Annotated in this window: 24 protein-coding genes; 19 read left to right on the top strand and 5 right to left on the bottom strand. The window is 45.3% G+C overall.

All coding sequences use genetic code 11. The features are described 5' to 3' along the window. The first annotated feature begins 105 nt into the window (after window positions 1–105). The 3 genes from QUA36_RS03370 to QUA36_RS03380 all read left to right on the top strand — a co-directional run bounded on the left by QUA36_RS03370 (window position 106) and on the right by QUA36_RS03380 (window position 6,111). Complete coding sequence (locus tag QUA36_RS03370) at window positions 106–1,944, top strand: CHAT domain-containing protein (protein ID WP_333212386.1); 1,839 nt, start codon at window positions 106–108, stop codon at window positions 1,942–1,944. Window positions 1,945–2,110: 166 nt separating this feature from the next. Further along, complete coding sequence (locus tag QUA36_RS03375; protein ID WP_333212388.1) at window positions 2,111–2,692, top strand: hypothetical protein; 582 nt, start codon at window positions 2,111–2,113, stop codon at window positions 2,690–2,692. Window positions 2,693–3,609: 917 nt separating this feature from the next. Next, a complete protein-coding gene (locus QUA36_RS03380; protein WP_333455522.1) occupies window positions 3,610–6,111 on the top strand; it encodes a glycosyltransferase family 2 protein in 2,502 nt (833 codons plus the stop codon). A gap of 220 nt (window positions 6,112–6,331) precedes the next feature. On the opposite strand, the gene QUA36_RS03385 is transcribed toward QUA36_RS03380, so the two are convergent. After that, entirely contained in the window at window positions 6,332–7,759 is a 1,428-nt protein-coding gene (locus tag QUA36_RS03385) for an ABC transporter substrate-binding protein (RefSeq protein WP_333455524.1), read from the bottom strand. A 907-nt stretch (window positions 7,760–8,666) separates the two neighbouring features. On the opposite strand from QUA36_RS03385, the gene QUA36_RS03390 reads away from it, so the two are divergent. The 7 genes from QUA36_RS03390 (at window position 8,667) to QUA36_RS03420 (ending at window position 14,055) form a co-directional block, all read left to right on the top strand. After that, a complete protein-coding gene (locus tag QUA36_RS03390) occupies window positions 8,667–9,581 on the top strand; it encodes a heme A synthase (protein WP_333455525.1) in 915 nt (304 codons plus the stop codon). A 133-nt stretch (window positions 9,582–9,714) separates the two neighbouring features. Then, the gene (locus QUA36_RS03395) at window positions 9,715–10,692 is read left to right on the top strand and encodes a heme o synthase (protein ID WP_333455578.1); all 978 of its coding nucleotides are present in this window, start codon (window positions 9,715–9,717) and stop codon (window positions 10,690–10,692) included. Between the two features lie 79 nt (window positions 10,693–10,771). Next, complete coding sequence (locus tag QUA36_RS03400) at window positions 10,772–11,011, top strand: hypothetical protein (protein ID WP_333455527.1); 240 nt, start codon at window positions 10,772–10,774, stop codon at window positions 11,009–11,011. Window positions 11,012–11,111: 100 nt separating this feature from the next. Further along, on the top strand, window positions 11,112–11,357 hold the full coding sequence (locus QUA36_RS03405) for a DUF433 domain-containing protein (protein WP_333455529.1): 246 nt from the start codon (window positions 11,112–11,114) through the stop codon (window positions 11,355–11,357). Further along, a complete protein-coding gene (locus tag QUA36_RS03410) occupies window positions 11,357–11,713 on the top strand; it encodes a DUF5615 family PIN-like protein (RefSeq protein WP_333455531.1) in 357 nt (118 codons plus the stop codon). The genes QUA36_RS03405 and QUA36_RS03410 overlap by 1 nt, the downstream gene beginning before the upstream one ends. Window positions 11,714–11,922: 209 nt before the next feature. Next, window positions 11,923–12,897, top strand: a complete 975-nt coding sequence (locus tag QUA36_RS03415) for a cyclic GMP-AMP synthase DncV-like nucleotidyltransferase (protein ID WP_333455533.1) — start codon at window positions 11,923–11,925, stop codon at window positions 12,895–12,897. A gap of 3 nt (window positions 12,898–12,900) precedes the next feature. Beyond that, entirely contained in the window at window positions 12,901–14,055 is a 1,155-nt protein-coding gene (locus tag QUA36_RS03420; protein WP_333455535.1) for an SAVED domain-containing protein, read from the top strand. 306 nt (window positions 14,056–14,361) lie between these two features. Here QUA36_RS03420 and QUA36_RS03425 read toward each other — a convergent pair whose 3' ends face one another. Then, window positions 14,362–14,631, bottom strand: a complete 270-nt coding sequence (locus QUA36_RS03425; RefSeq protein WP_333455537.1) for a hypothetical protein — start codon at window positions 14,629–14,631, stop codon at window positions 14,362–14,364. Between QUA36_RS03425 and QUA36_RS03430 the strand changes: the two genes are divergently transcribed. The 3 genes from QUA36_RS03430 to QUA36_RS03440 are packed head-to-tail and all read left to right on the top strand — an operon-like array spanning window position 14,621 to window position 15,728. Then, entirely contained in the window at window positions 14,621–15,037 is a 417-nt protein-coding gene (locus tag QUA36_RS03430) for a hypothetical protein (RefSeq protein WP_333455539.1), read from the top strand. The two genes, QUA36_RS03425 and QUA36_RS03430, sit on opposite strands and share 11 nt — an antisense overlap. A 14-nt stretch (window positions 15,038–15,051) precedes the next feature. Next, window positions 15,052–15,381 carry a DUF433 domain-containing protein gene (locus tag QUA36_RS03435; RefSeq protein WP_333455541.1) on the top strand — a complete coding sequence of 110 codons (330 nt, stop codon included), beginning with the start codon at window positions 15,052–15,054 and terminating at the stop codon, window positions 15,379–15,381. Further along, complete coding sequence (locus tag QUA36_RS03440) at window positions 15,378–15,728, top strand: DUF5615 family PIN-like protein (protein ID WP_333369221.1); 351 nt, start codon at window positions 15,378–15,380, stop codon at window positions 15,726–15,728. Before QUA36_RS03435 ends, QUA36_RS03440 begins: the two co-directional genes overlap by 4 nt. A gap of 203 nt (window positions 15,729–15,931) precedes the next feature. On the opposite strand, the gene QUA36_RS03445 is transcribed toward QUA36_RS03440, so the two are convergent. Beyond that, window positions 15,932–16,609, bottom strand: a complete 678-nt coding sequence (locus QUA36_RS03445) for a DUF2834 domain-containing protein (protein WP_333455543.1) — start codon at window positions 16,607–16,609, stop codon at window positions 15,932–15,934. A 255-nt stretch (window positions 16,610–16,864) separates the two neighbouring features. Between QUA36_RS03445 and QUA36_RS03450 the strand changes: the two genes are divergently transcribed. The 3 genes from QUA36_RS03450 (at window position 16,865) to QUA36_RS03460 (ending at window position 19,437) form a co-directional block, all read left to right on the top strand. After that, window positions 16,865–18,028 carry a baeRF3 domain-containing protein gene (locus QUA36_RS03450; protein ID WP_333455545.1) on the top strand — a complete coding sequence of 388 codons (1,164 nt, stop codon included), beginning with the start codon at window positions 16,865–16,867 and terminating at the stop codon, window positions 18,026–18,028. Between the two features lie 18 nt (window positions 18,029–18,046). Further along, window positions 18,047–18,739, top strand: coding sequence for an SRPBCC family protein (locus QUA36_RS03455; protein WP_333455547.1), 693 nt, complete (start codon window positions 18,047–18,049; stop codon window positions 18,737–18,739). Between the two features lie 323 nt (window positions 18,740–19,062). Further along, window positions 19,063–19,437 (top strand): signal peptidase I, encoded by a 375-nt coding sequence (locus QUA36_RS03460; RefSeq protein ID WP_333455548.1) that lies wholly within the window; start codon window positions 19,063–19,065, stop codon window positions 19,435–19,437. On the opposite strand, the gene galK is transcribed toward QUA36_RS03460, so the two are convergent. Next, the gene (gene galK, locus QUA36_RS03465) at window positions 19,427–20,506 is read right to left on the bottom strand and encodes a galactokinase (protein WP_333455550.1); all 1,080 of its coding nucleotides are present in this window, start codon (window positions 20,504–20,506) and stop codon (window positions 19,427–19,429) included. The genes QUA36_RS03460 and galK overlap by 11 nt on opposite strands. Before the next feature lie 202 nt (window positions 20,507–20,708). Here galK and rsmA point away from each other — a divergent pair, with 202 nt between their 5' ends. Then, a complete protein-coding gene (rsmA, locus tag QUA36_RS03470; protein ID WP_333161627.1) occupies window positions 20,709–21,530 on the top strand; it encodes a 16S rRNA (adenine(1518)-N(6)/adenine(1519)-N(6))-dimethyltransferase RsmA in 822 nt (273 codons plus the stop codon). Between the two features lie 121 nt (window positions 21,531–21,651). Here the strand turns inward: rsmA and QUA36_RS03475 are convergent, their stop codons facing one another. Further along, window positions 21,652–23,178: an ATP-binding protein gene (locus QUA36_RS03475; RefSeq protein ID WP_333455552.1), complete on the bottom strand. Its 1,527-nt coding sequence runs from the start codon at window positions 23,176–23,178 to the stop codon at window positions 21,652–21,654. Between the two features lie 90 nt (window positions 23,179–23,268). On the opposite strand from QUA36_RS03475, the gene ispE reads away from it, so the two are divergent. Both ispE and QUA36_RS03485 read left to right on the top strand, forming a co-directional pair. Beyond that, window positions 23,269–24,246 (top strand): 4-(cytidine 5'-diphospho)-2-C-methyl-D-erythritol kinase, encoded by a 978-nt coding sequence (gene ispE, locus QUA36_RS03480; RefSeq protein ID WP_333455554.1) that lies wholly within the window; start codon window positions 23,269–23,271, stop codon window positions 24,244–24,246. Between the two features lie 183 nt (window positions 24,247–24,429). Continuing rightward, window positions 24,430–24,783, top strand: a complete 354-nt coding sequence (locus QUA36_RS03485; RefSeq protein ID WP_333455556.1) for a DUF3082 domain-containing protein — start codon at window positions 24,430–24,432, stop codon at window positions 24,781–24,783. Window positions 24,784–24,799: the final 16 nt, after the last annotated feature.

Here is a 24,799-nt window from a genome sequence, read left to right on the forward strand (position 1 = left end):
TAAAAACTGCCAAAGCAATCTCACGCACTCGATCGCACCCCAAACCCGATAAACTACAAATAGAGAAACTCAATTCAACCCTATATCCAGAGTCGGTAGTTGTGAATGGCGCGCCCTGAAAGTCCTTGCCTCAGTATAGCGATCGCTCGCCTGAGAACCGCTGGGGCAAACCATTTTGCCACTTGGGTTCTACAAGCTCCTTATCCCAGCGGGTACGTTCACCACGACTGTATGTGGCCCGATACCCTCTCCCAATCTTGGAAAGCTTGGCAGGAAATGTTTTCGCCCTCCGGGACAATTCACGAATTGCCCCTAAATCCTGATGGCAGTTTCGTCTCGCCAGAAAACAACCAGAATATACTGGCAGAAACTGAACAACGAAGCCCTCAGTCGCTAGACCTCGCTCCAGCGACGCCCTCTGTGCCGCTCCACCTCGGTCAACGGGGGTGGGGCAACAAGGGGGATCTGCATCCGCCTCGGCCACCGGCAAGCTACAGCAGTCGCCTGATGCAGCATTTGGGGATTAATCTTTGGCAGTGGCTGTTTGAAGGGCCGATTCAGGGTAGTCTCCAGGAAAGTAAAGGTATCGCGATCGGGCAAAATCTACCCCTCCGAGTGCGCGTAGACTTGCGCGAACCGTATTTAATTGCTTTACCTTGGGAAATTATGCAGCCTCAAGCCGGTCAACCGGCAATTTCTCTGTCGCAGCAACTGCTGTTCAGCCGAACTACCAGCAATGTTGAACCTTTGCCACCCCTGCAGCCTGCGGAGTCGCTCAACATTTTGCTAGTTTTGGGACAAGCAGAAACCGGCGGCGGTGCTAATTCTCAATTTTCCAAGAGTAATAACGGTCATTTGCAGTTGGGAGAAGAAGCACTCGCCTTAGCTGGCGTTCTGGAAAGTGCTTTTCAAACCGACGACAGTGACAAATATTTTGACATCAGCGTTCCGACTCGCGTCGATACTCTGATCGAACCTACCCCGGCGGAACTCATTTCTCGGCTGGAAACGCAAGCTTACAACATTCTGTTTTACGCCGGCCACGGGATACCGGGCCCCGACGGCGGTTTGCTGTTTTTGGGGCCGGAAACGGCGATTAATGGGACTGAACTGGCTCAGGTTTTAGTTCGGTGCCGCGTGACTCTGGCGGTGTTTAATGCCTGCTGGGGAGCTCAGCCGGCGGTGGAGAGGCTGCACTCAACTAACGGTCAGCAACAGGCAATCGCCCGCAGCAGTTTGGCTGAGGTACTGATTCATCACGGGGTGCCTGCAGTGTTGGGGATGCGGGACTCGATCGCCGATCGCGAGGCCCGGAGTTTTATCCAAACTTTTGCCCAAGCTTTGGCCGGACGGATGTCGATCGATCGGGCAGTCGCCGTCGCCAGACAGCAGTTACTAACGCTCTACAAGTTCAATCAACCGGCTTGGACGCTGCCTGTGCTGTATATGCACCCTGAGTTTGACGGCCAGCTAACTGAGCCGGTAGATGATCTCAAAACAGAATTGCCTTTAAATTCTTCTACTTGGTTGGGACGGTTGCCGTCTTGTGCTTATTTGCGGGGGCGCGATCGACCGAATGCCAAATCCACCGACTCCACCAATCAGGTTTGGCCGATTCGCGCAGGTATGGTTCGAGTCGGACGGTGGGAAGAAAACGACGTAGTGATTCGAGAACAGTGGGTTTCTCAAAAACACGCCGAGATTTTCTGCCGCAACACTATCGGAGATAGCCGGGAAGAACCTAGCTACTTCCTCCGCGATTTTTCTCGCTACGGGACTCTAGTTTTGGGATCTGAGGGATGGCAGAGAGTTCACCACCAAGAATTGCTGCTACGCAGCGGGACTCAGCTAAAATTTGGCAGTTCTCAAGGTCAGATTTTTGAGTTCACTATTGAGGTTCCTAAAACTTCGGGGTACAGTGAGACTGATTGCGGAACGAATTAAGGTGCGGGTGTAGCTAATGAAGGCAAGCAGCGAGTAGCACAGCAAAGTTCTGGGCGTTGAGTCTCCAGTCTGAATTTGAAAGAGTTATTTACCACTGATAGCTCGCAACTAGCTCTTGGCACAGTCCCCCCTCTGTCTTTTCCTTTTCCCACTTAGGTATTACATCATGGCTACCCAATCTACAGATTCTGAATATTTCCGCGACTCTCAAACTCAAGCCCAGATGGAACTTCTCGCCACAATTGTTCAGACTGATGTTGCTTACCCCTGGAATCCTGCACAGCTTGAATCCGAATCTTATTTGGCTGCCCTAGAGCAGGAATTTGCGCTATCTGATTCCTTCAGCGACAGCGATATTGCCCTGAAGTCGCAAGTTTTATTCTCGCAATTAGAACAAGTTTGGCTGACGACTGCTCTGCAAAAGTCTTTGCGCGAGAAATTTGCTCGCGTTCCTCAAGATTTTCTGGCCAGCATCGCTCAAAGCGTGCAAAACGCAACTGTTAAGTATCAATCTTTAGCTGACCAGATGGTAGAGTGCGTCTTAGATATTTTGCCTCAGTGGGCTGAGGAAGATTTGCAGGTGTTGGCACGTCCTTTGGCTTATGCCATGCGAGATGTGGATTCGGAAGGGGGGGAATTGGTCATGGCTACTAAAAGGCCTTGGGCCCAATTGTCGGAAATAGAACAAGCCAGAGTTAGTTTGGCTGTCGCCCGCTATGCAATCTCGCAATTAGAAATTGCTGATTAGTTTTTTGATGGCTAAATTTTTGTGCTGCGAACGCGGTAATTTTTTTAAATTAATATAAAATCAATCTACCTTTAGTTAGATGTCAAATTCATCTAATTGCTAAATTTTCTGGATTGCTATAGTTTGATATAGCAATCCTATTTGATTTGTAGACAAGATATAGCCTTGCTCAGTAAGGATCGCGAATTAAATAACTTACAATTTTAATTGTTATTGTGGGATGGGCGTCCCGCCCGTCCTTTTTGGACGGGCGGGACGCCCATCCCACATTCAAGAGTGGAAGTTATTTAATTCTCATTCCTAACATGAGATCCACGCTTGATAAGCGGGCATAGGCCTCCGTGGGCATAGGCCTCCGTGGGCATAGGGCATACCTCACCAAGATTAAGAACTGCTGTAATTTTTTTTGAACTATAGCAAGCGCGCCCGACGTTTATGACCCAGATGTGGCAGTATTTTCAATCAGCTTTTTATGGGCGGCGTCGCAGAAACGGCCCACAAGAATTATTTTTTATTATGGAATAGGCCCGAAACCCTGTTGCCGACATTGCTGAAATCCTTGCCGAAGATTGCTTCTGATATCTTTTCCGGTTGAGTGGGAATGATAAAGTCAAGGTCAATAATTCCACATTCCCCCACTCCCCACTCCTCATCATTCCAGTGTTACCGGAATTCATATAACTTCTCTCCTGGGTAACTCAAGCCTTCTTCCTTCTTCCTTCTGCTATATTTTGCGAGGTTTGGACTCGCTAAGCAGTTTGGCAACAGCAAGCAAGATGAATTATCATACAATGGTCAAAATGTTAAAAAATGTAAATATACTAATGGGGGTGTGTCGGAATTTTCAACAGAATTAAAAAGTGGACAGCAGGACACCCTTACTGTTGCATGCACGATCGGGACTTTAAAATTATTTTATGACAACTTCAAGATTTGATTTTCAAGACTTGAAACGCCGCTTTGGGCGGATTTCGCGGGTGCAGACGGCAACGCTAGTCGTGTTGGGGGCGGTTGCTTTCGCAGGTGCGATCTCCGCAGCCTGGTTTGGAAGTGAAGGTACAGTCAGCGGTATTTTTGCCACAATCAACACTTGGCAGCAAAACCCGCCTGTGTGGCTGCAAGTGCCTGCTACGAGCAAGATGTATTTGTTAGTGCCGACGATCGCACTTGTCTCCGTTGCTTTAGCTGCAATTAAAATTTCGCCTCAACCGCAGAAATGGTCACGCGCTGTGGTAGTTGCAATTGTTCTGGCTTTAACCATTCGCTACGTTTTATGGCGATCGCTAGCTACTCTAAATTTAACCGATCCCCTCAACGGTATCTTTAGTTTGGGGCTGTTTTTCCTAGAAATGTTACTGGTTTTCAACACCAGTATTCAACTGTATTTAATGCTGAGAATGAAAGATCGGCGTCAAGAAGCCGATCGCATGGCAGTTGCAGTGGAAGCTGGAAACTTCACCCCGCCCGTAGATATTTTTATCCCAACTTACAACGAACCGACTTTCATTTTACGGCGCAGTGTAATCGGCTGTCAAGCCTTAGATTATCCCAACAAAAAAGTATATTTGCTCGACGATACCAAGCGGCATGAAATCAAGTTGCTGGCAAAAGAACTGGGATGCGAGTATATAACCAGACCCGATAATATTCACGCCAAAGCTGGAAACATCAATCATGCCACAGCCCTAACAAGTGGAGAACTAATTGTAGTTTTCGATGCTGATTTTATTCCCACTAAAAATTTTTTAACTCGCACAGTTGGATTTTTTCAAAATCCCGAAATCGCCCTCGTTCAAACACCGCAAAGCTTTTACAACCACGATCCAATATCCCGTAATTTAGGTTTAGAAAATGTGCTCGCGCCGGAAGAAGAAATCTTTTATCGGCAAATTGAAATCATCAAAGACAGCGCCGACAGCGTAGTTTGTTGCGGTACATCTTTTGTAGTGAGGCGAAGTGCTTTAGAAGCAGCCGGAGGCTTGGTCACAGATTCAATCTGCGAAGATTATTTTACCGGAATTCGGCTGTCAGCAACGGGATATCGCTTAGTTTATTTAGATGAAAAATTGAGTGCTGGTTTGGCGGCTGAAAGTATAGAGGCTCATCTAAATCAAAGGCTACGCTGGGCGCGAGGCACACTTCAGGCATTTTTTATTGATTCCAATCCTTTAACAATTCGCGGTCTCAGATTCGTACAAAGGCTGTCTCATTTGGAAGGATTGCTGCACTGGTTTACCAGTTTAACCAAGGTTTTATATCTGTTGATACCTTTAGCTTATTCATTTTTTGGAATAATTCCTTTGCGGGCAAGTGCGCGGGAATTGCTGTACTTTTTCCTGCCTTACTATTTGGTGCAACTGACTGTGTTTTCTTGGCTGAACCGCCGATCGGGATCGGCTTTGCTTTCGGATATTTATTCGTTCGTCCAGTGTATTCCTTTAGCGGTGACGGTGGTGAGTTCCATGCTGAATCCGTTTGGGAAAGGGTTTCAGGTGACGCCAAAAGGAATGGCGAGCGATCGCTTTCGTTTTAACTGGAATTTGGGATGGCCTTTGATTGTCTTGTTCGCAGCTACAGCAGTCAGTTTGTGGCACAATTTGAACATTAATTTAGTTAAAAATGTTGGCACCGTACAGTCAATATCAGAAAGTGCTCATTTGGTAAAAGGAATGAGTTTGGGATGGATTTGGAGCGCTTACAACCTGCTGATGATCGGGATTGCATTACTAATTTTGGTGGATATTCCTAAGCCGGACATTTACGAATGGTTCAATTTACGCAGGGTGGTACAATTAAATATTGGCGGTAAAAGTTTTTGGGGTATAACCACTGTAATTTCCGAAAGTGGCGCTGAAGTTGCTCTGACCCAGTGGCCAAGTTTTGCGGTGAAAAGTAAAGGTAGTAAAGAGAGTTTGAACCCAGCAGAGATTTTGCCAAAATATGCCGTTCAGACAAGTTTATCGCAGGGTAAAATAAAAGCGCTCCCTCGCAGGGCGGCAGTCAAAGCGAGGAACTCGCTAGCGCCCTCTGTTCTTGAGTTGGGTAGTGAGGGTCGTTTGGCCAAAGGTTTGATTGATTGCGATTCGGCGACTCTGAAAATTATGGAAGAGAACTGTTTTATTCCTGTGGCTAAGATTGAGTTGGTGAGCGATAAATCTCAGTTGGAGTCGAGTTTTCGGGATGGAAAAGAGTGCAGTTTTGTAGAATTTCCCACTGTGCGAATTGCGTTCGATCGCCTGAACATTAGCCAGCACCGCTGTTTGATCGAAATGCTTTACTGTCGCCCGGGCCAGTGGCAGCGGCAGGAAACTCCCGGAGAATGGCGATCGCTGTGGCTGTTGTTGAGAATTGCTTTGAAACCGAGGGCTGTTTTTGAGAGGAATAGGGCAGTTAGGCCGATCGGAGTTTCGCAACTTTAGATCGAGTTTCCATCGCGGGCGGGTTTCACCAAACCTTTATTGCGCCAACAAACAATCCGATCAAGCAGCCCCCGCCAAGGAACAATGGTAGAGTTGATAACAACCGCCAAGACGGTTAGGACGTTGTTAATGGCTGACACGATTGATTTTATTGCTTCTTCCTTCTTCCTTCTTCCTTCTTCCTTCGGCTATACATAGACAAATGACCAGAACTTGTTTTTTAATTAATCGGCACAAACTCGTAACCGTAACTGGTGCGATTTCCGGGTTTAACAGTTACTAATTGAACTGCTCGATTGCGATCGCCCGAAGGTAAAAACCGAATCGAACCCGATGCTCCTTTTGCCGAAAAATCTGACGCCGATAAAGCTTGTTGAATGCCTGTACGAGTCGGATTGCGCCCTAAACCGGCAATTAACGCCTGGGCTGCGTCGTAGGCTAAAGCTGTGCGCCAACTTACTTCAGCATTCCAAAGTTGTTTGGATGTTTGGGGAAAGTTTGACTGCGGATCTGCGAGAATGTGCCAAGGAACTGCCAGCACCATATCTGTTGCTCCCGCGCCACCGATTTGCAGGATTTTAGCAGTATAAACGTCGTCTCCTGCGAGTAACGGCAGCCGTTTGGCGTTTACTTGCACTACTTGCAAAGCTTGGTCGAGCGTGGCGGTATTGGCTGCTAACACAATCACTTCTGCTCCCTGGGCGATCGCGCTTTTAAAGCTATCGGCAGCATTAAAATTACCCTTAGCAAAGTCAAATTCCGATACTACTTGTCCGCCATCTCCGTAAAGAGCAGTAGTGAATTCACTTTTTAAAGATTTGCTATAATTGCTAGCAGAATTGAAAAATACAGCAGCTTTTTTCTTTTGCAATTTTGTCAGCATATAGCGGGAAAGAGCATTAGCCGCAAACCGATCGCTCGGCACTGTCCGAAATATATTGTTGCCAACTCCTGAAAGCTGCACCGACGTACTTGTGGGAGAAATTGCTACTAATTGTTTTTGCTGGTAAATCTTGCTGGCTGCTAGCGTTGCGTCAGAACTAAAATGCCCGATCACTCCTAAAACTTCAGAGTTATTTGCGATCGCGCTGGCAATTTGCGAGGCAATCTCTGGGTTGTTGTCGTCGTTAGCAATTAGCAGTTTTAATGGAGTACCGCTAATGCCGCCACTTTGGTTGATTTCCTTTTGAGCTTGAGCGACGCCCCGCAGAATTTCTTGAGCACCATTGATATCGGCGCCCATGGGAACTGCGGCGGCAATTGTGTAGGATTTTCGATCGCCGATGCGGGCGTTGTTGAGGTAAATTAGTGCTTCTGGATCGTTGCGATTGGTGTTCAGCGAAGCTTGTAAGTCGGAAATAGCTGCGTTATAGTTGCCAGATGCGATCGCCTGTACTGCTGCTTGTTTGGTTGTTGTTGCTTGCTCGGGAATTAACAGTTTTTGTCCGGCACTCAGACGCTGCCCAATTGCCTGCTCTGACTGCTGGGCATTTCCCGTCGGAGACTTGGGAATTGTCTGATTTGAGGGTGATGAACCTCCGAGATTGATGCTGCCTCGGCTTGTCAGCCACCAAATACCTGCACCGGCTAGCCCGATCGTAATTAGGAGTGATAAGATGAGAACAGCAGTTTCATTTTTTTGTGACATAATTTTACATTTTTAGATTTTTGAAATAACGAAGTCATTAGTCATTAGTCATTAGTTTTTAGGATCGAGTAAAAAACATTTACCAAGGATAAAAAGTGATTTTAACTTGGCGATCCCGAATTGATGTAGGGCGCGTCAGATAGAGTGATTTTATCTATCAATTGACGATCGGGGAGCTGAGGCGCCATCCAAGCCTAAAATCCAGTAGTCACTACTCCCTTATTATATGCGATCGCCCGGATCTGATATAATTCAGTAACATTGGGATAGTCAAAATAGCAATCGCACTCTTTAGTCTGAATGCTTTCAAGGTGGTTCCACCAGAAAAGTGCAGGATTTTTTATAAGTTACCGCATCAAAGATTAGTGAACCCTACCCTGCAAGAGCGCCACTTTCTCCATTCCAAATGTAGTTAAGCAGGCAAGAAATGATAACTGGTGAATTAGATAAAACGCTGAGTGTTGGAACTGAATTATACAATCTGACGTGAGTCAACCTGAGAACTACCTTGAAAAACACCTAGGGGGTAGCTCTTCAGTCCTGTATTTAGTTACAAATTTTTACGTTAAAGTTGGATATATATCATAAACCTTTGAAAAAAAGCTTTTCTTAATTATATCTTTATTTTCTTTCGCGAGTGGGAGTGGGAGGGAGGCTGTAACAGCAAAGGGTTCGGTAAAATAATTAAAGTTTGTTGAAATTTATAAAAATAGCTGCAATACTTTGTAATGTAAAGAGGAAAGTTGAAAAATATCTAAAGACAAACTAATTGGATTGCGATGTCGCTAAGGTAGTATATATGACGGTTTGTCACCGAAAAAGAGTCTTAAGCTCCGCTAAGCTCAGCAAAAGTAAAAGCTCGTTATTTCATTAAGTTCGATCGATAACAAAGGCTAAGGTAAAGTTCATGACAAACTCAGTTTTAAATCAGCCAAACGCAGCAGCAGGAGTGCAGTGGCAGCCAAAAGATATTATCCGCGGCCTAGTGTGGAAAATCGCGATCGCAACCTGGCTGTTAATGGCTGTAGGCAGCGCCACGCGAGTCATGAATGCGGGGCTCGCTTGCCCCGACTGGCCGCTGTGCTACGGTCAATTAATACCCGCAGCGCAAATGAATTTGCAGGTATTTCTGGAGTGGTTTCACCGATTGGACGCAGCGGCAATTGGCTTGAGCGCGATCGCACTTTTAGGACTATCTTTGTTTTACCGCAGCCGCCTGCCAAAATGGCTGCCTTGGGCGAGCGCCGGAGCAGTATTTTTAATCGTTTTTCAAGGCGTATTGGGCGGCTTGACAGTAACACAACTGCTGAGATTTGACATCGTTACCGCTCACTTGGGAACCGCTTTACTGTTTTTTGGCGCCCTGCTAGTCATCGGTTTCATGCTGACTCCCTACGAAGCTACAGGAAATGTCGGCAAATTAGCTTGGGTAAGTTCGATCGCAGCATTGTTAGTTTACCTGCAAAGTTTGCTAGGAGCATTAGTAGGCTCTAGATGGGCACTGCACCAATGTTTGGACTCCTCAGAATTGTGCTCGGTAATGAACAGCCACATCGCCGGTATCGTACCAGCTACAGCAGCGACTTTAGCCGTAGCAGTCATGGCTTGGCGGCAGCCTGCACTGAGTCAAAACTTGCGAAAACTAGCTAATTGGGCGAGTGTTTGCCTCATTGCTCAATTAGTTCTGGGATTAGCAACTTTCCGGCTGCACCTTCAGGTAGAACCGCTGACAGTCGCCCACCAAGCCGTCGGTGCTGCTTTGCTGGGAACCCTGATAGCTTTTAGTGTTTTAGCTTGGCGCGATCGAGTTTTATCAGCTTGAGAGATAAGACTAAAGTAAGAGGCGGCGGGTTTATTAATCCTTGTAGCTACAGCAAATATTTCTCGTAAAACCCGCAACTCCAACCTAATGACTAATGACGAATTCGCAAATAATTACTAACAGCTTACAACCGATGCAAGAAATCCTTACCAACGAAAGGCCCCGCCTCCACGAAAACTTTTCGCAAGTCGTGAAAAGTTACTATCAACTAACAAAACCTAGAATTATTTTACTGCTGCTAATCACTACCTCAGCAGGAATGTGGATGGCCGCCAAAGGAGAAGTAGACCCGCTATTGCTGGTATCAACTATTACCGGAGGCGCTTTAGCTTCCGCGTCGGCGAATACGATTAATTGTGTCTACGACAGCGACATCGATTATATTATGGAGCGCACCCGGTGGCGGCCGATTCCTTCCGGGCGTGTCAAGAAGCGTGATGCTTTGATATTTGCGATCGCCCTAGCTACAATATCCTTTACATTGCTGACAGTTGTTGCCAACTTATTAGCCGCATTGCTAGCAATGTCAGGCATCGTTTTCTACGTCCTAATTTACACCCACTGGCTGAAGCGTCACAGCGTGCAAAACATCGTCATCGGCGGTGCAGCAGGGGCGATTCCCCCGCTAGTTGGGTGGGCTGCGGTGACAGGAGATTTGAGTTGGGGTGCGTGGCTGCTGTTTGGGATTATATTCCTGTGGACACCGCCGCATTTTTGGGCATTAGCAATGATGATTCGCGACGAATACAAGGAAGTAGGCGTGCCGATGTTACCCGTAATTGAGGGCGACGAAGCCACAGCCCGCCAAATTTGGATTTACACGCTATTGATGATTCCTGCAACTTTGCTGCTAGTTTATCCCCTGCATTTAGCGGGCGCGGTGTATGCGGGAACAGCTATTTTCCTCGGTGCTATTTTTGCCCAAAAAGCTTGGTTGCTGTTGCAGACTCCAGAGGATAAGATTGTTGCGCGATCGCTCTTTAAATACTCTATTCTCTACCTGATGCTATTGTGCGCGGGCATAGTGGTTGACAGTTTGCCTGTGACTCATAATTTTACTACTGCTGTTGTACAAAATGTGCAAACTTTGATTAGTGCAGTTGTGATGTAGTCTGCTTTTAGATCCCCGGCTTCTTGAAGAAGTCGGGGCTCTGGGTATATTGTAAAATTTAAAGTGGAGGAAAGCTCTGATGGCTGAGAATACTGTGAAAGTAAACCTCTCATTTCAATCACTGCTGGAAGCTATTTCGTCACTGGGAATTGCTGAAAGATACAAGATATGGGAATTTTTGGAAGCTGAATTATTCCCGAATGAGGACGATTCTCCAGAAGACATTGCCGAAATTGAAGCTGCCCGTGCTGATTACAAAGCTGGAGATTACACAACTTTCGATCGATATATGGCACAACGGGCAAGTAAATCGGCATGACTTACACCATCCTTGATGAACCTTTAAAGACAGTGACAGTTAATTTTAAAATCTTAACTATACTCATAATAAATGAAAACCATAGAGAGGCGAACCGATCATGAACTGGAAAGCACACATTCACTCAAATCCTAAAATTCTGCTTGGCAAGCCTGTAATTAAGGGAACACGAATATCCGTGGAGTTCATTTTAGGGCTATTTTCAGAAGGTTGGACGGAGCAACAAGTTATCGAAAACTACCCAACGCTTAATCCTGAATCTATCCAAGCTGTGTTTGCTTTCGCGGCGGAGTGCCTCAAAGAAGACGTGTTTTACACGCCTTTACTGTTTGCTGAGGCAAGTTAATGCGGTTTCTGGCAAATGAAAATTTTCCACTCCTCAGTGTACGAATTCTACGGCAAGCGGAGCTTGAAGTCGCTTCTGTTACCGAGGATTCTCCAGGTATTGAGGATTCCGAGGTTTTGGCTCGTGCAGCGGATGAAAAACGGGTGATTTTGACCTTCGATCGCGATTACGGCGAACTCATTTATCGTTTGCGGCTGCGATCGCCAAGAGGTGTCATTTATTTGCGGTTTCGTCCTCACACCCCGGAAGAACCAGCATCAATATTGTTAAATTTATTACAGATCGAAGGATTGCAATTTGAGGAACGGTTTACGGTGGTGGAGCGCGATCAAATTCGTCAACGCCCCCTACCGTAGTTATTGCCGGAAGCAAGTAGTTGTGGGGATTGAGGCAGGCTTTGGGTGACGATCTTTCAGAGTATTAAGCTTGAAGTGGCGATCGAGGAATTATATCGGGGTGTGAGTTTGGGCGATAAATGAAGTAAGCTAGAGACACAGGTTTCAAACAATTTTAACCAATACCAGCATCGCTTCCTTATCTAAGATGAACATTTAAGACTAAAATTATGGCAAATATACAATCTCAATTCAACAAATTTCATGATGTCATAAAAACCGATTTCGATGATAATAAACCATTGCGCGATCAGAGAGATTTAATCATCGATAATTTAATATCTGGGTTAAAAAGACTAATTCCTACAGATACGCCTACATTTTATCACTTCAATCAAGGAAGTTATGACTTAGCAACAGGAGTAAAACCTCTTTCAGGAGAAGATTATGATATTGATGTAGGCATTATTTTCAATTTTTCCAAAAATAGTTATCAACCAGTTCAAGTTAAACAATGGGTTTACAACGCTTTAAAAACAGGCTCAAGAACAGTTGAAATAAAAAGACCTTGCGTAAGAGTTCAATATCAGCAAAATGCTGCCAAATGGTTTCACATTGATTTAGCTATTTATTCCACTGATCGATATTATCTAGGAGGAAATGAAGTAAATCATATTGCAAAAGGCTTTATAGGCTCATGTGAAGAGAATAAATTTTGGGAATTATCTGAACCATTTAAACTTAAAGAACTTTTAAAATCAAAGATTGCTGACAGTTCAGACCGAGAGCAGTTTCGTAGGATTATAAGGTATTTGAAACGGTGGAAAGATTGTAACTTTTCTTCAACAGTAGCAGGACGACCAACTGGAATAGCCTTAACCGCTTGTTGCTACAATCTTTTCGCGCCACAAAAAGATTATATTTACACTTCTTACACTTATCGATATGATGATTTGAAAGCATTACAAATTGTTGTCCATGGGATGATTAGTATGTTTTCTTGGAAGAATCAAATAAGCGTCCAACTTCAAGTACAGCCTTACAACGATCTTTTTGAGAAGATGAGTGATAATCAAATGGAATCAATGAAAACAAAATTAATCTCTTTACGAGATATTTTAATTAGCGCATCAAAGGAACTTGAACCCTCTGATGCGTGTATTAAACTGCGAAAAGTGTTTGGTAGTGACTTTCCAATCTCATAAATTATGGCAACAAGAATTATGGCAAAAAGAAAAAGCATACCCGACGCAACAAAATTACAACTCTGGATAAAATCCGCAGGGCGTTGCGAATTTAAAGGATGTAATACACCTGTTTGGTACAACGGATTAACTTTAAGTGAGGGAAATTTTGCCGAATTTGCACATATCATTGGTTCAAGTCAAGACGGCCCGCGAGGAACAGACCAGTCAGAAGAATTACAACTAAATTTTTGCAACCTAATGCTTCTGTGCCAGCGATGCCATAAAGAAATAGATGACCATCCAGAAAAGTACCCGATTGAATTATTGCGTACTTGGAAGCAAGAACACGAAAATAGAATAGAGATACAAACAAGTTATCCAGAGGATATACATAAATCTACATTATTACTTTTCTCTGTAAATATTGGCGATCGGACTGTTCCTATAAATATGGAAGCTGTAAGAAATGCAATGTTTCCTAAGTTTCCGACCGACCAACAAGGAATAAAGATAGAAGAAAAAGACTTTGATAGACTGGGGACACCTGATCACTGGCAAACATTCGCTGAAAACAAGATTAAGCGTAAAGTGTCAAGGTATTTAGAGGAAGGTGTTGATGATGTAAAAACCAAGCATATTTCTCTATTTGGAATAGGGCCTATGCCTCTGTTAATGTACCTGGGTAGGTGTATAGGCGATACCGTTCCAACAGATATTTACCAATCTCATAGAAACATTGAGAATACAAGTAAAACTTGGTCTTGGCAAGAAGAAACTAGCGTTGAGCTACCTTATTCTATTTCTTGCGAACAAGAAAGTGAAAGTGCAATTGTATTTCTAAAATTGGCAATTAGCGATACTATTGGGTCTGATAAATATCAAAATTTAGTTTCAAGTAATTGCAGTATTTATCAGATAACTGTTCATGAACCTTCACCGCATTTCTTAAAATCAAAAAGACTACTTGAGATTTTCAGTTATGAGTATCGTAAATTACTCAATGAAATTCAAGCAAAACATGGAAAAAAATGTAAAATACACATTTTACCAGCAGTTCCTGTATCAATAGCGGTAGAATGTGGTAGAGTTATTTTGCCCACAAAAGACCCAGAAATATATGCTTGTGAATATTACAGTGATCAGGGAGAATTTCAAACTGTACTAAAAGTAAACTAAAAGTCATAATCTAATTTTAAAATTTTTATGAACATATTATAGCCGTCCTAAATGAGTTATGTGATTTATCCAAGTCAGACTTTTTGTAGTGTAAGCATCTTGCTCGCGTGGGATGTTTTAACCTGTTTAGGAGCGATCGCCCTCTTTCCCTATCCTCACAAAATAGAGCAACCGCCAAGGCTCAAATCTGATCGCCCACACCTCTCTTGTTATCATTACAATCAATGGCTGCAAAAGCGAGCTTAGACCATGCTTGCCCTCATCTCACCATAAAAAATTCAATGGGCTGCGGGTTCTGTAATACGCTTACCTGCGACTTTGCAAGATTATCAGAGTTTGTACGATCGCGCCCCGGAGACGGCTCAATTCCGCCTCAGAAGTATCGCAACCGAGAAGTGCGATCGCCATTTCGATCGCCAATTTTCTCGACACAGAAGCATTAGGTTTCGTAGATTGCAAACCAGGACGCGGGCAGTAAAATCGAGAAGTCCCATGCGATGAAGTTTTTGATAATGTGAAAGCCCGATCGCTAAAATTATAAATAGATTTTGCTGCCAAGATAACCATGACCACCATCACCCTCAACCTCTCTCCCGAACTCGAACACCAGATCCGCACTGAAGCAGCTAGACAGGGCGTTGAACCCGATCGCTACATCCTCAACGCCCTGCAAGAACGCCTCCAGCCTAGACTTCCAACCACCCAACCTACTGAAGCCGACTTGCTGCAACAAATTAACATCGGCTTTAGTGCACAAACCTGGGAAGAATACCATGCCCTCATCGCCAAGCGTCATGCCGAAACCCTGACTCCCCAAGAACACAAGCAACTGATCCAAATGAGCGATCGCCTTGAAAAACTCAACGTTACCCGCATTCAAGCCTTAATTCAACTCGCAACCTTCCGCAACCAACCTCTGACGGAGCTCATGCAAACCCTCGGCTGCCTGCGGGTTCTTCCGTCTATGATAACAAGTAGTTAGAATCAAAAAAATGTATGCCAGTTGTAGCAGTTAAAACTTACATAGAGTATCGGAATGATGCCTATTGGGTTAAAGGAACTCGGATTTCTCTTGACTCGATCGCCTATGCTTTCCAACAAGGATTATCGCCCGAAACTATTGTTCAGTCTTTCCCACTACTGACACTGGAACAGGTTTATGGTGCGATTGCCTTTTATCTAGGCAACCGCGCTGAAATCGACGCTTACCTAGCCGCCGAAGAAGCCGCATTTGATGCCATGCCTCAACCTCTACAAACCAGCGATCCAGCTTTGTACAACAAACTGATTGCAGCTAAAGCAGCAAGACAGCAGGTGCGATCGTGAATGTGCGCTATCAAGCTGATGCTGACTTAAATCAGGCGATCGTCACAGGATTACTGCGACGAGAATCTACAATCGACATTCAAACTGCCTTTGCTGCTGGGTTAGAAGGCGTTAAAGATTTAGAAGTGCTGGCAATTGCAGCACAGCAAAGACGTGTTCTTGTCAGCCACGATCGAAAAACAATGCCCTCCGAATTTGCTGAGTTCATCACTACCAATCAGAGTGCTGGAGTCATTATTGTTTCCCGAAAAATACCGATGGAAGTTGTCATCGAAGAACTACTCTTGATTTGGGCAGCATCTAGTGCAGAGGAATGGGTCGATCGTATTGCTAAGCTACCCCTTTGATGCACACTAAAATGGATATTGAAAGCGTTAAGCTAGAAACAGACAACAGAGAGCCAACCTACGCAAAAGGTTAATATCAATGGTTGCGATCGCCCAAAAAACCCTTTCCTTCGAGGAATTTCTCAACTGGGATGACGACTCCGGCAGGTCATTTGATCTACTCAATAAAGTACATCTTGAACACTACCAAATTTTTCAATGTTTCAACTTCTGGCTGTGAGTGGGAAAGTGGCGATTTCGGTTGCAGATTCTGGCAGAGGAGGACGCAGACAAAGATAAACTAGCGGCCCTAACAGCGGAACTAGAGAGACTGCCCAAAAAATGCGATCGTCCGCAAGTCCGCGGCGTGCCATGTCGTCTCCCAAAACAGAGGGAAATATTACAGCCATCAAGCAAAAATCCCAAGTTATTAAATGCACAAAAGGAATTGACTGCCACTGCCTGACATAATCTCCCCAATCTCCATTTAACCAAGCCCAAGCTAACAGCCAGATTGTTGTTAGTAAAAGTAGAATTCCTGTCCAGCGGGAGTCTGATATTTTGAGCAACATATCTTTGCGACCGGAAAATTGTGGTTGAGGCTGGCGGAGGAGTAAATAGGGAATTAAGCCGATGATGCCCGCGCCGTTGGAAGCGATGAAAGCAGGCCAAGCGGATATATTTTGGGTTTTCTCGTCAATGAATAAGAGGCAAGCGTAGACCATCGGCCACACTCCCATGAGAGCGAATATGGTGACAAGGTAGGGGTTAATTCCTTCTAGCTGCAACTTGAGCATTTTTTCCATAACTGTTAGCGTTCCGGGCTGATCGAGAGGAGCTAGCAGTAAGGTATAGGCAATAAATGTTGCCCAGAGCAACCCCAGAAAAATTTTTGTTTTCATTATTATATATAACGAGTATTTGAACCAGACTAAATTAAATTATGGTAAAATAATGCCCGATTTAGGCGCGTCTATCTTAGGTCATAAGCAGTTCGATTGAAACAGCCGCTGCAAACCGGGTTTTAGTTCGGGTATGAAAGGCTCCACAGCAGGCGATCATTACTTTAGGCAGACGCAGGGGCCATGTCAGGAGAGATACATTTTAAAGAATCGGTTGTTTTTATTACAAAACCCCTTAGCAAAGGAGTTTCAGCGGTGAACTTAATATCTGTAGAGGAACTCAAAGCGCTGGTACAACAATCTTCTGGATTGTGCGTCTCTATTTATATGCCAGTCGCTCAAGGAACAGAAATTCAACAAAATCCGATTCGGTTCAAAAATTTAATCAGAGAGGCTGAAGACAAAATAGTAGAGTACGGATTTGACAAAAAAGAAGCTGCCCAATTGCTAGAGCCAGTCAGAGCCGAAATTGACCAGGAAAAATTTTGGGAAAATCAAAGCAACCTGCTGGCGATTTTTGTCGGTTCAGGATTTTTCCGCTACTATAGCTGTCCGGTGAATTTTGAGGAATTAGTGGTTGTGAGCGACAATTTTCACGTCAAACCGCTGATGCCTCTGCTGACAGGAGATAATTTATTTTATGTTTTAGCTCTCAGTCAGAAGGAAGTGAGACTGATTGAGTGTACGGCTTACAGTGCTCGGGAAGTTGAAGTTGAAAACTTGCCGAAAAGCCTTGATGACGCTCTGCAATATGACCCGACTGCTAAAGATGGTCAGTTTCGGATTGCTACTTCAAAAGGAGGCACTAATAATTCTTTTCAGCAGCCGGGAAGTTTTCACGGTCAAGGAAGTCCAGATCAAGATGAGCGCCAGCATGAAATATTGCAGTATTTCCACATAATCGATGCGGCGCTGCACGAATATTTGCGCGACAAAAAAGCTCCTTTAGTGTTAGCTGGAGTTGAGTATTTGCTGCCGCTTTACCGAGAAGCCAATACCTACCGACATTTAGTTGAAGAAGGAATTACAGGCAATCAGAAACTTCTCAAGCCGGAAGAGTTGCGGGCAGAAGCTTGGCCGCTGGTGGAACCTTTGTTTTTGCAGGCTCAGTCAGAGGCGATCGCACAATACCACGATCTGACAGGAAGCGATAAAATTTCTGCTGATTTGAAAGAAGCTGTTTCGGCTGCTTATTTTGGACGAGTCGATCGACTGTTTGTTGCTCTTGGTGTTCAGCAGTGGGGTACTTTTAATCCCGATACGAACGCGGTGCAAATCCACCCAGATGCAGAATTGGGCGACGAAGATTTGTTGAATGCGGCAGCAATTCAAACTATTCTCAACGGCGGAACTGTTTACGCAATGCCGCCGGAAAAAGTGCCGGCAGAGGCGCCTTTAGCTGCTATTTTCCGCTATTAATTTACCAGGTTTAAACCAATGGAATCTACTTCAATGACAAATTCCGACAAACAAAACCAAAGTAGCAGCGGCGATACCGAACGCTGGGCATCTTTAATTGGCGGTGGGGCGCTGGTGCTTTTTGGTTTGTCGCAGCGTTCTTTGAGAGGTGCTTTGCTGGCGGTTGCGGGGGGCGGTTTAGCTGCTCGCGGGCTGGGGGTTGTGGAGGGTTTGCAGTCGGCCGCAGATGCCAATCAAAGCATTAAAGTTGAAAAGACGGTGACGATCGACAAACCGGCTGATGAATTGTACCGTTTATGGCGCAATTTTGAAAATTTGCCTCGGTTTATGAAGCATCTCAAACACGTTACGGTAATAGATGAAACACGTTCTCACTGGATTGCCAGCGCGCCGATGGGCAACAGTGTGGAATGGGATGCAGAGATTGTCCGCGAAGAAGAAAATCGCTTAATTGCTTGGGCGTCTGTTGAAGGGGCTGATGTTGACAATTCTGGCTTTGTGCGCTTTCAACCGGCACCAGCGGGACGCGGTACAGAGGTAAAAGTTGTCATCGAATACAACCCTCCGGGCGGTGCAATTGGTGCTGGCGCTGCTAAACTATTTGGCGAAGCTCCAGAACAGCAAATTGCTAATGATTTACGTCGCTTTAAGCAGTTGATGGAAGCTGGGGAAATAGCGACTACGGAAGGTCAACCTTCGGGCCGCAAGTAATAAGTTAGATGGTGTCCCCCGATTTAACTCACCGAAGAGCACTATTCTCAAGAACAGGCAAGATGCCTGTTCCACAAAGAATTAATTTATTATTGTGGGGCGGGCATCCTGCCCGCCCATAAAAAGCTTATTGAGAATGGTGCAAGATGTCAGATTTAACTCACATCTTGCACCATTCTCAGAACAGGCAAGATGCCTGTTCCACAAAGAGTGAATTTCTTGTGGGGAGTAGGGGTTGGGCATCCTGCCCGCCCATAAAAAGCTTATTGAAAATGGTGCAAGATGTCAGATCTAACCATCTTTGTTGTTTACCTGATTAGCTGATGTCATCTCAAGTGGTTTTCGGAAATGCGGGCGCTGAAGGTGCAAGTCGGGGCGGTTGGTTTGCGGGTCACTTTATGACTCCTGAAGATGACCCGCGATCAACTTCTGTGTTAGAGGTAAAATGGGGCACTCACCCCGCCGGAGATTGTAGGACTCAGTGGGCGGTAAATGCGGAAGCAACAACGCTTTCTATCCTGGTAAAAGGGCGGTTTCGCCTGCAATTTCCAGAACAAGAAATCTTGCTTTCTCGCGAAGGAGATTATGCTCTCTGGCTGCCGGGAGTGCCTCATTATTGGTCTGCCGAGGAGGATTCGGTAATCGTGACTGTGCGCTGGCCTTCCCTACCAGGAGATAGTTCTGGAGTTAAGAAGTAACTTTAACCTCGGGAACCAAAACGCGGCCGCTATAACCCGCGCGCTGGTAGCGATCGATCGCCTCGGATGCGATCGCACCCGCTTTCCCACTCTCCACCAGCGCTACGCAAGCACCGCCAAAACCTCCGCCCGTCAGCCTTGCGCCGAAGACTCCGGGAATTGACTGCAAGATTGCCGCCAGTGTGTCTACTGCCGGCACCGAAACTTCGTAGTCGTCGCGCTGACTGGCATGGGAAGCATTCATTAACTCGCCAAAACGTTTTGCTGGTAAAGATTTTACCGCTTCGAGTACGCGGTTGTTTTCAGTAACCACGTGCCGCGCTCGTCTTCTCAGGGGTTCCGGCAATACTTCGACAGCTTGGGGGTCGGCGATATCCCTGAGAGCTTTAACTCCCAATATCCGCGCGGATTCCTCACACTCGGCGCGCCGCTGGTTGTAGCCGCTTCCGGCTGCTAGTTCGTGGCTTTCTCCACTGTCAATTATTAAAATTTCTGTGTTTGCGGGAAAAGGTATCGGGCGGCATTCGAGGCTGCGGGTGTCGATTAATAGCATGGTGTTGGTGTCTGCTAAACTCGACGCCATTTGATCCATGATGCCACAGTTCAAGCCGGCATATCGGATTTCGACTTGCTGTCCGATTTGAGCTAGCCGCACGTCGTCTAGGGGGAGGTTCAGCAGCGCGCGCAGTCCTCGGAGGGTTGCTATTTCTAAAGCGGCGCTGCTGGACAAACCGGCTCCGATCGGCACAGTCGAGGTAATGTAGAGATTTATTGGCGGTATTTTGTATCCTTCTTTTTCTACAAGTCTCAGGCAGCCACAGATATAACTGACGAATTTTTGCGGTATAGTATCGTCGTCTGAAAAATTTATGAGTTCGTCATATTCTGCTGAATAAACATGGTGTCGATCGTCGCTGCTGAAGCCGATTTGTACTGTGGTGCGCTGGGGAATGGCAGTCGGAAGTACAAATCCATCGTTGTAGTCTGTGTGTTCGCCCAGCAGGTTTACTCGGCCGGGGGCGCTGGCTGTGGTTTTGGGTAATGTACCAAATACTCGTTGGAATTTCATTTTTGGGGAATTGGTAATTGGTAATTGGTAATTGGGAATTGGGAAGAAATAAATTTATTTTTTATCGTTTATCTTTATTATAGTGCCCATGTTTTTTGCTTAATTCAACCCATGTTAACAAAAATCAACATGACCGTAGGTTAGGAAAAGATATAGAGCTGTGATAGAATGACAGGCTAAGATTTCTCCAACAATTCAAAAAATGCGATCGACCAGACCCCGAAAACAGTTTGCTCAACATTGGCTCAAAAGCGAGAAAGCCTTAGATAAGATTGTGAAAGCGGCTTCTTTGGATCGCGATCGCGTCCTGGAAATTGGGCCGGGTACGGGGATTCTGACTCGGCGTTTGCTGCCTGCGGCTGAGTCTGTTGTTGCTGTGGAGATCGATCGAGATTTGTGTCTCAAGCTAGCCAAACAACTCGGCAAAACCGACAATTTTTTATTGCTGCAAGGCGACATCCTGGAAATGGACTTAGAGGCTGAATTAACGGCTTTTCCCAAATTCCAAAATCCTAATAAAGTTGTTGCCAATATTCCCTATAATATTACCGGCCCGATCCTGCAAAAACTGCTGGGAACGATATCTGTTCCTGCGGCTAAACCCTTCGATTCGATCGTGCTGTTAGTGCAGAAAGAAGTGGCCCAAAGGCTTTACGCTAAACCGGGTTCGACAGCTTTTGGCGCGCTGTCGGTGCGGGTGCAATATTTAGCAGAATGCGAGTTAATTTGCGATGTGCCGTCTAAAGACTTTTTTCCGCCGCCAAAAGTCGATTCTGCTGTGGTGCGGCTGCTTCCCAGACAGATAGAAACTGCGGCGGTTAATCCGCGCTATTTGGAGAATTTAGTTAAGTTGGGATTTGGTAGCAAGCGCAAGATGCTGCGAAATAATTTGAAAGGGGCTGTGGATTTAGATAAACTCGTTCACTTGTTAGAAGAGTTACAGATAAATCCTCAATCTCGTGCTGAAGATTTAAGCGTGGCTCAATGGGTAGAGTTGAGCAATAATATTATGTGCGATGTTTGAAGTTCAGGATTATGTTAGATACCAGAATGCTTAAATAATTCGGATATCGGGGTATTTCTTAAGTATTTTTTGGTCTGAATACTAATAGTTGAATTTAGGTTTTATGGAAATTTTTAAATGCTTATTGTAGGCTAATCGGAATTTGAATAATAAATTCTGCACCTTTCCCCGGTGCAGAAATACACTGCAATTCGCCTTTATGCCTTATTGTGATAATTTGATAGCCAATCGATAATCCTAATCCCGTGCCTTTACCTACTGGTTTAGTGGTAAAAAATGGATTAAATAACTGGTTCCTCACCGATTCTGTTATTTCTGGCCCGTTGTTGCTAATTCGGATTTCTACCACTTCACTGTCTGAAAGTTTGGTAGAAATTTTGATGAGGCGGCGATTAGCTTCATTGCCTGCAATCGACTCGCTGTGGCTGTCATCTTCTAAAGCATCAATAGCATTAGCCAGGATATTCATAAACACTTGATTTAGCTGTCCCGGATAGCACTCTATTTGGGGTAAATTGCTATATTCTTTGATAATTTGAATTTTTCCCAAGCCCGGCTTAGCATTCAATCTGCTTTGCAAAATCATCAGTGTGCTGTCAATTCCTTCGTGAACGTCGGCTAATTTCATTTCTGCTTCGTCATGGCGCGAAAAAATTCGCAGCGACTTGACAATACCGAGAATGCGCTCGGCCCCGTTTTTCATAGAAATTAATATTTTTGGTAGGTCATAGATAATAAAATCTAAATCTACAGACTGGATTTTTTCTTTCAGTGTGGGTAGGGGATTCGGATACTGCTCTTGATAGATATTCACCAATTCTAGCAAAGTATCGGCATACTCGCGAGCGTGAGTAACATTGGCGTAAATAAAGTTAATCGGATTGTTGATTTCATGAGCAACCCCAGCGACCAATTGCCCCAAAGATGACATTTTTTCGCTTTGAATTAGCTTGGATTGAGCCTGCTGCAATTCAGACAATGCTTGTTCGAGCTGTTGAGTTTGAGACTTTAACTCTGCGGTGCGTTCCTCAACTCTAATTTCTAATTCTTCTTTAGCTTTTTTTAGTGCAGCTTCTGCTAATTGGCGATCGACAATTTCCGATGCTAGGAGTCGGTTTGTCAATTCTAACTGTTGAGTTTGAGACTTTAACTCTGCGGTGCGTTCCTCAACTCGAGTTTCTAATTCTTCTTTGGCTTTTTTTAGTGCAGCTTCTGCTAATTGGCGATCGACAATTTCCGCTTCTAGGAGTCGGTTGGCGGATTCTAACTGTGCGGGACTGGGAAGTGCTAAGGCTTGAGGGATTAAGTCTACCAAAAGTATGGCTGTAGCAAAGGAAATAACGGCAGTAATTGCTTTCATTGTTCCTGAAAGCCAATAGGTAGGATGCCAAAGCGTCCAGACTTCAAATATGTGAGTGATCCCGCAGGCGACGATAAAGCCTCCAAACATGGCAAAGATCCAGTCAAAGGGCAAATCTTCGCGTTTGGAAATAAAATAAATCAGTGTAATCGGGATAGAGAAATACGCCAGTGCAATTATAGAATCTGAGGCAACGTGAAGCCAGACTAACGGCGTCTGCCAGAGATAGCAGTGACCGTGAGGAATAAATGACCCGGAACTAAAAAAAGTTTTCCACATTTCCTGCATAATATTTCCTTTGAGTTGTGAGAAAATGGACTCGGACTGGTGTCAATTAATTTCAACCAGGGGTTTCTTTCACCTGCGGCTTAATCACCTATGCGTTCATATTCTCTGCTAGCTTCAGCAAAAATCAATCTGTATCTGGAAATCATAGGCGATCGCCCCGACGGATATCACGAACTGGCGATGGTACTTCAAAGCATAGATTTAGCCGATCGAATTGACTTGCGCGCGATCGGTACGGACACGATCCGCGTGCGCTGCGATCACCCGCAAGTCCCTCCTGATAAGAATAACCTCGCTTACCGGGCGGCGGATTTGTTGGCGAAGCAATTCCCCGATGCTTTGGCCAAATACGGCGGAGTCGAGATTGCCATTCACAAGCAGATTCCGGTGGCGGCGGGGCTCGCAGGCGGTTCTGCAAATGCGGCTGCGGTTTTAGTCGGGATGGATTTGCTGTGGCAATTGGGACTTACTCAGTCGGAGTTGCAAGAGTTGGGGGGAACTTTGGGTTCTGATGTGCCTTTTTGCATTGCTGGAGGTACGGCTTTGGCAACTGGTCGCGGAGATCAACTGTCGCCGCTGCCTGATTTGGGTGGCTTTTCTGTGGTGTTGGCGAAGTACCGCAACCTCAGTATTTCTACGGCATGGGCGTATCAAACTTATCGCCAGCAGTTCAGTAGTTCCTATTGTGCAGCGGCAGATTTGGATTGCCGCCGGGAAAGGCTGCATTCGGGGCAGATGGTGGGGGCGATCGCCCAAAAAGATCGCTCAAAAATTGGTCAATTGCTGCACAACGATTTAGAAAAAGTTGCTTTGCCCGTGTACCCGCAGGTGTTGCAGTTGCGGGAGGCTTTTGAGTCGGCGGGGGTTTTGGGAACGATGATGTCGGGTTCCGGGCCGACGGTGTTTGCGCTGGCCGAGTCTTCAGAGCAGGCTCAGCAAGTTATGGAACGGGTTAAAAGTGCGATCGCTTCTCCCGATTTGGATTTTTGGGTAGCACCGTTTAGCAATACTGGAATTCAGATTTTTTCGCAGGGAAACGAGACGAAACCGCCGATTTCGAGGGTCTAACTCGATGAGGGTGCGATCGCCATCGCCCGTTAAACCGGTCTAACAGGCGAGGGTCAAGATTAATCTAACTTTTCGCAGAGTCTATTGAGATCGAAGAACTGATAATATGTCATGCAAGACCGATTTTAGTTTTGGTAAATTAACCAGAAATCTAAAATCTAAAATCTAAAATCTAAAATCGCCATGACTGATTTAACTAATCCAAATTCTACTTCTAAACCTGTGAGTTCGGCGGAAGATGCAACCTCTGCATCTTCCACGCCACCGACGATTTTGCGGTGCGTGATGGGTTCGCTAATCGCGGGCGGGTTTGCGGCGGCTTTGTACGCGCTAACTTTGTCGATCGTCCAAACTTTTGCAAATTCCCCCATTCATTCTGACAATGTGACTGCGATTAATATTGGCGCGGCTGTGCGAACTTTAGTTATGGGAATTGTGGCTTTGGGTGCGGGTGTTTTTGCTTTTGCATCTTTGGGTTTGATGCTGCTGGCTTTGCAACTTGTGATTCAAAAGTTGGTTAAAAAACCCACAGGTTGAAGTGTACAGGTTGAAA

The organism is Microcoleus sp. Pol10D4, from assembly GCF_036701555.1.
Classification (GTDB): Bacteria; Cyanobacteriota; Cyanobacteriia; order Cyanobacteriales; family Microcoleaceae; genus Microcoleus.

Excerpts from the sequence above, each read along its gene's own strand:
- QUA36_RS03370 (WP_333212386.1), top strand. The coding sequence starts at position 106 with ATGGCGCGCCCTGAAAGTCCTTGCCTCAGTATAGCGATCGCTCGCCTG.
- QUA36_RS03375 (WP_333212388.1), top strand. The coding sequence starts at position 2,111 with ATGGCTACCCAATCTACAGATTCTGAATATTTCCGCGACTCTCAAACT.
- QUA36_RS03380 (WP_333455522.1), top strand. The coding sequence starts at position 3,610 with ATGACAACTTCAAGATTTGATTTTCAAGACTTGAAACGCCGCTTTGGG.
- QUA36_RS03385 (WP_333455524.1), bottom strand. The coding sequence starts at position 7,759 with ATGTCACAAAAAAATGAAACTGCTGTTCTCATCTTATCACTCCTAATT.
- QUA36_RS03390 (WP_333455525.1), top strand. The coding sequence starts at position 8,667 with ATGACAAACTCAGTTTTAAATCAGCCAAACGCAGCAGCAGGAGTGCAG.
- QUA36_RS03395 (WP_333455578.1), top strand. The coding sequence starts at position 9,715 with ATGCAAGAAATCCTTACCAACGAAAGGCCCCGCCTCCACGAAAACTTT.
- QUA36_RS03400 (WP_333455527.1), top strand. The coding sequence starts at position 10,772 with ATGGCTGAGAATACTGTGAAAGTAAACCTCTCATTTCAATCACTGCTG.
- QUA36_RS03405 (WP_333455529.1), top strand. The coding sequence starts at position 11,112 with ATGAACTGGAAAGCACACATTCACTCAAATCCTAAAATTCTGCTTGGC.
- QUA36_RS03410 (WP_333455531.1), top strand. The coding sequence starts at position 11,357 with ATGCGGTTTCTGGCAAATGAAAATTTTCCACTCCTCAGTGTACGAATT.
- QUA36_RS03415 (WP_333455533.1), top strand. The coding sequence starts at position 11,923 with ATGGCAAATATACAATCTCAATTCAACAAATTTCATGATGTCATAAAA.
- QUA36_RS03420 (WP_333455535.1), top strand. The coding sequence starts at position 12,901 with ATGGCAACAAGAATTATGGCAAAAAGAAAAAGCATACCCGACGCAACA.
- QUA36_RS03430 (WP_333455539.1), top strand. The coding sequence starts at position 14,621 with ATGACCACCATCACCCTCAACCTCTCTCCCGAACTCGAACACCAGATC.
- QUA36_RS03425 (WP_333455537.1), bottom strand. The coding sequence starts at position 14,631 with ATGGTGGTCATGGTTATCTTGGCAGCAAAATCTATTTATAATTTTAGC.
- QUA36_RS03435 (WP_333455541.1), top strand. The coding sequence starts at position 15,052 with ATGCCAGTTGTAGCAGTTAAAACTTACATAGAGTATCGGAATGATGCC.
- QUA36_RS03445 (WP_333455543.1), bottom strand. The coding sequence starts at position 16,609 with ATGAAAACAAAAATTTTTCTGGGGTTGCTCTGGGCAACATTTATTGCC.
- QUA36_RS03455 (WP_333455547.1), top strand. The coding sequence starts at position 18,047 with ATGGAATCTACTTCAATGACAAATTCCGACAAACAAAACCAAAGTAGC.
- QUA36_RS03460 (WP_333455548.1), top strand. The coding sequence starts at position 19,063 with ATGTCATCTCAAGTGGTTTTCGGAAATGCGGGCGCTGAAGGTGCAAGT.
- galK (WP_333455550.1), bottom strand. The coding sequence starts at position 20,506 with ATGAAATTCCAACGAGTATTTGGTACATTACCCAAAACCACAGCCAGC.
- rsmA (WP_333161627.1), top strand. The coding sequence starts at position 20,709 with ATGCGATCGACCAGACCCCGAAAACAGTTTGCTCAACATTGGCTCAAA.
- QUA36_RS03475 (WP_333455552.1), bottom strand. The coding sequence starts at position 23,178 with ATGCAGGAAATGTGGAAAACTTTTTTTAGTTCCGGGTCATTTATTCCT.
- ispE (WP_333455554.1), top strand. The coding sequence starts at position 23,269 with ATGCGTTCATATTCTCTGCTAGCTTCAGCAAAAATCAATCTGTATCTG.
- QUA36_RS03485 (WP_333455556.1), top strand. The coding sequence starts at position 24,430 with ATGACTGATTTAACTAATCCAAATTCTACTTCTAAACCTGTGAGTTCG.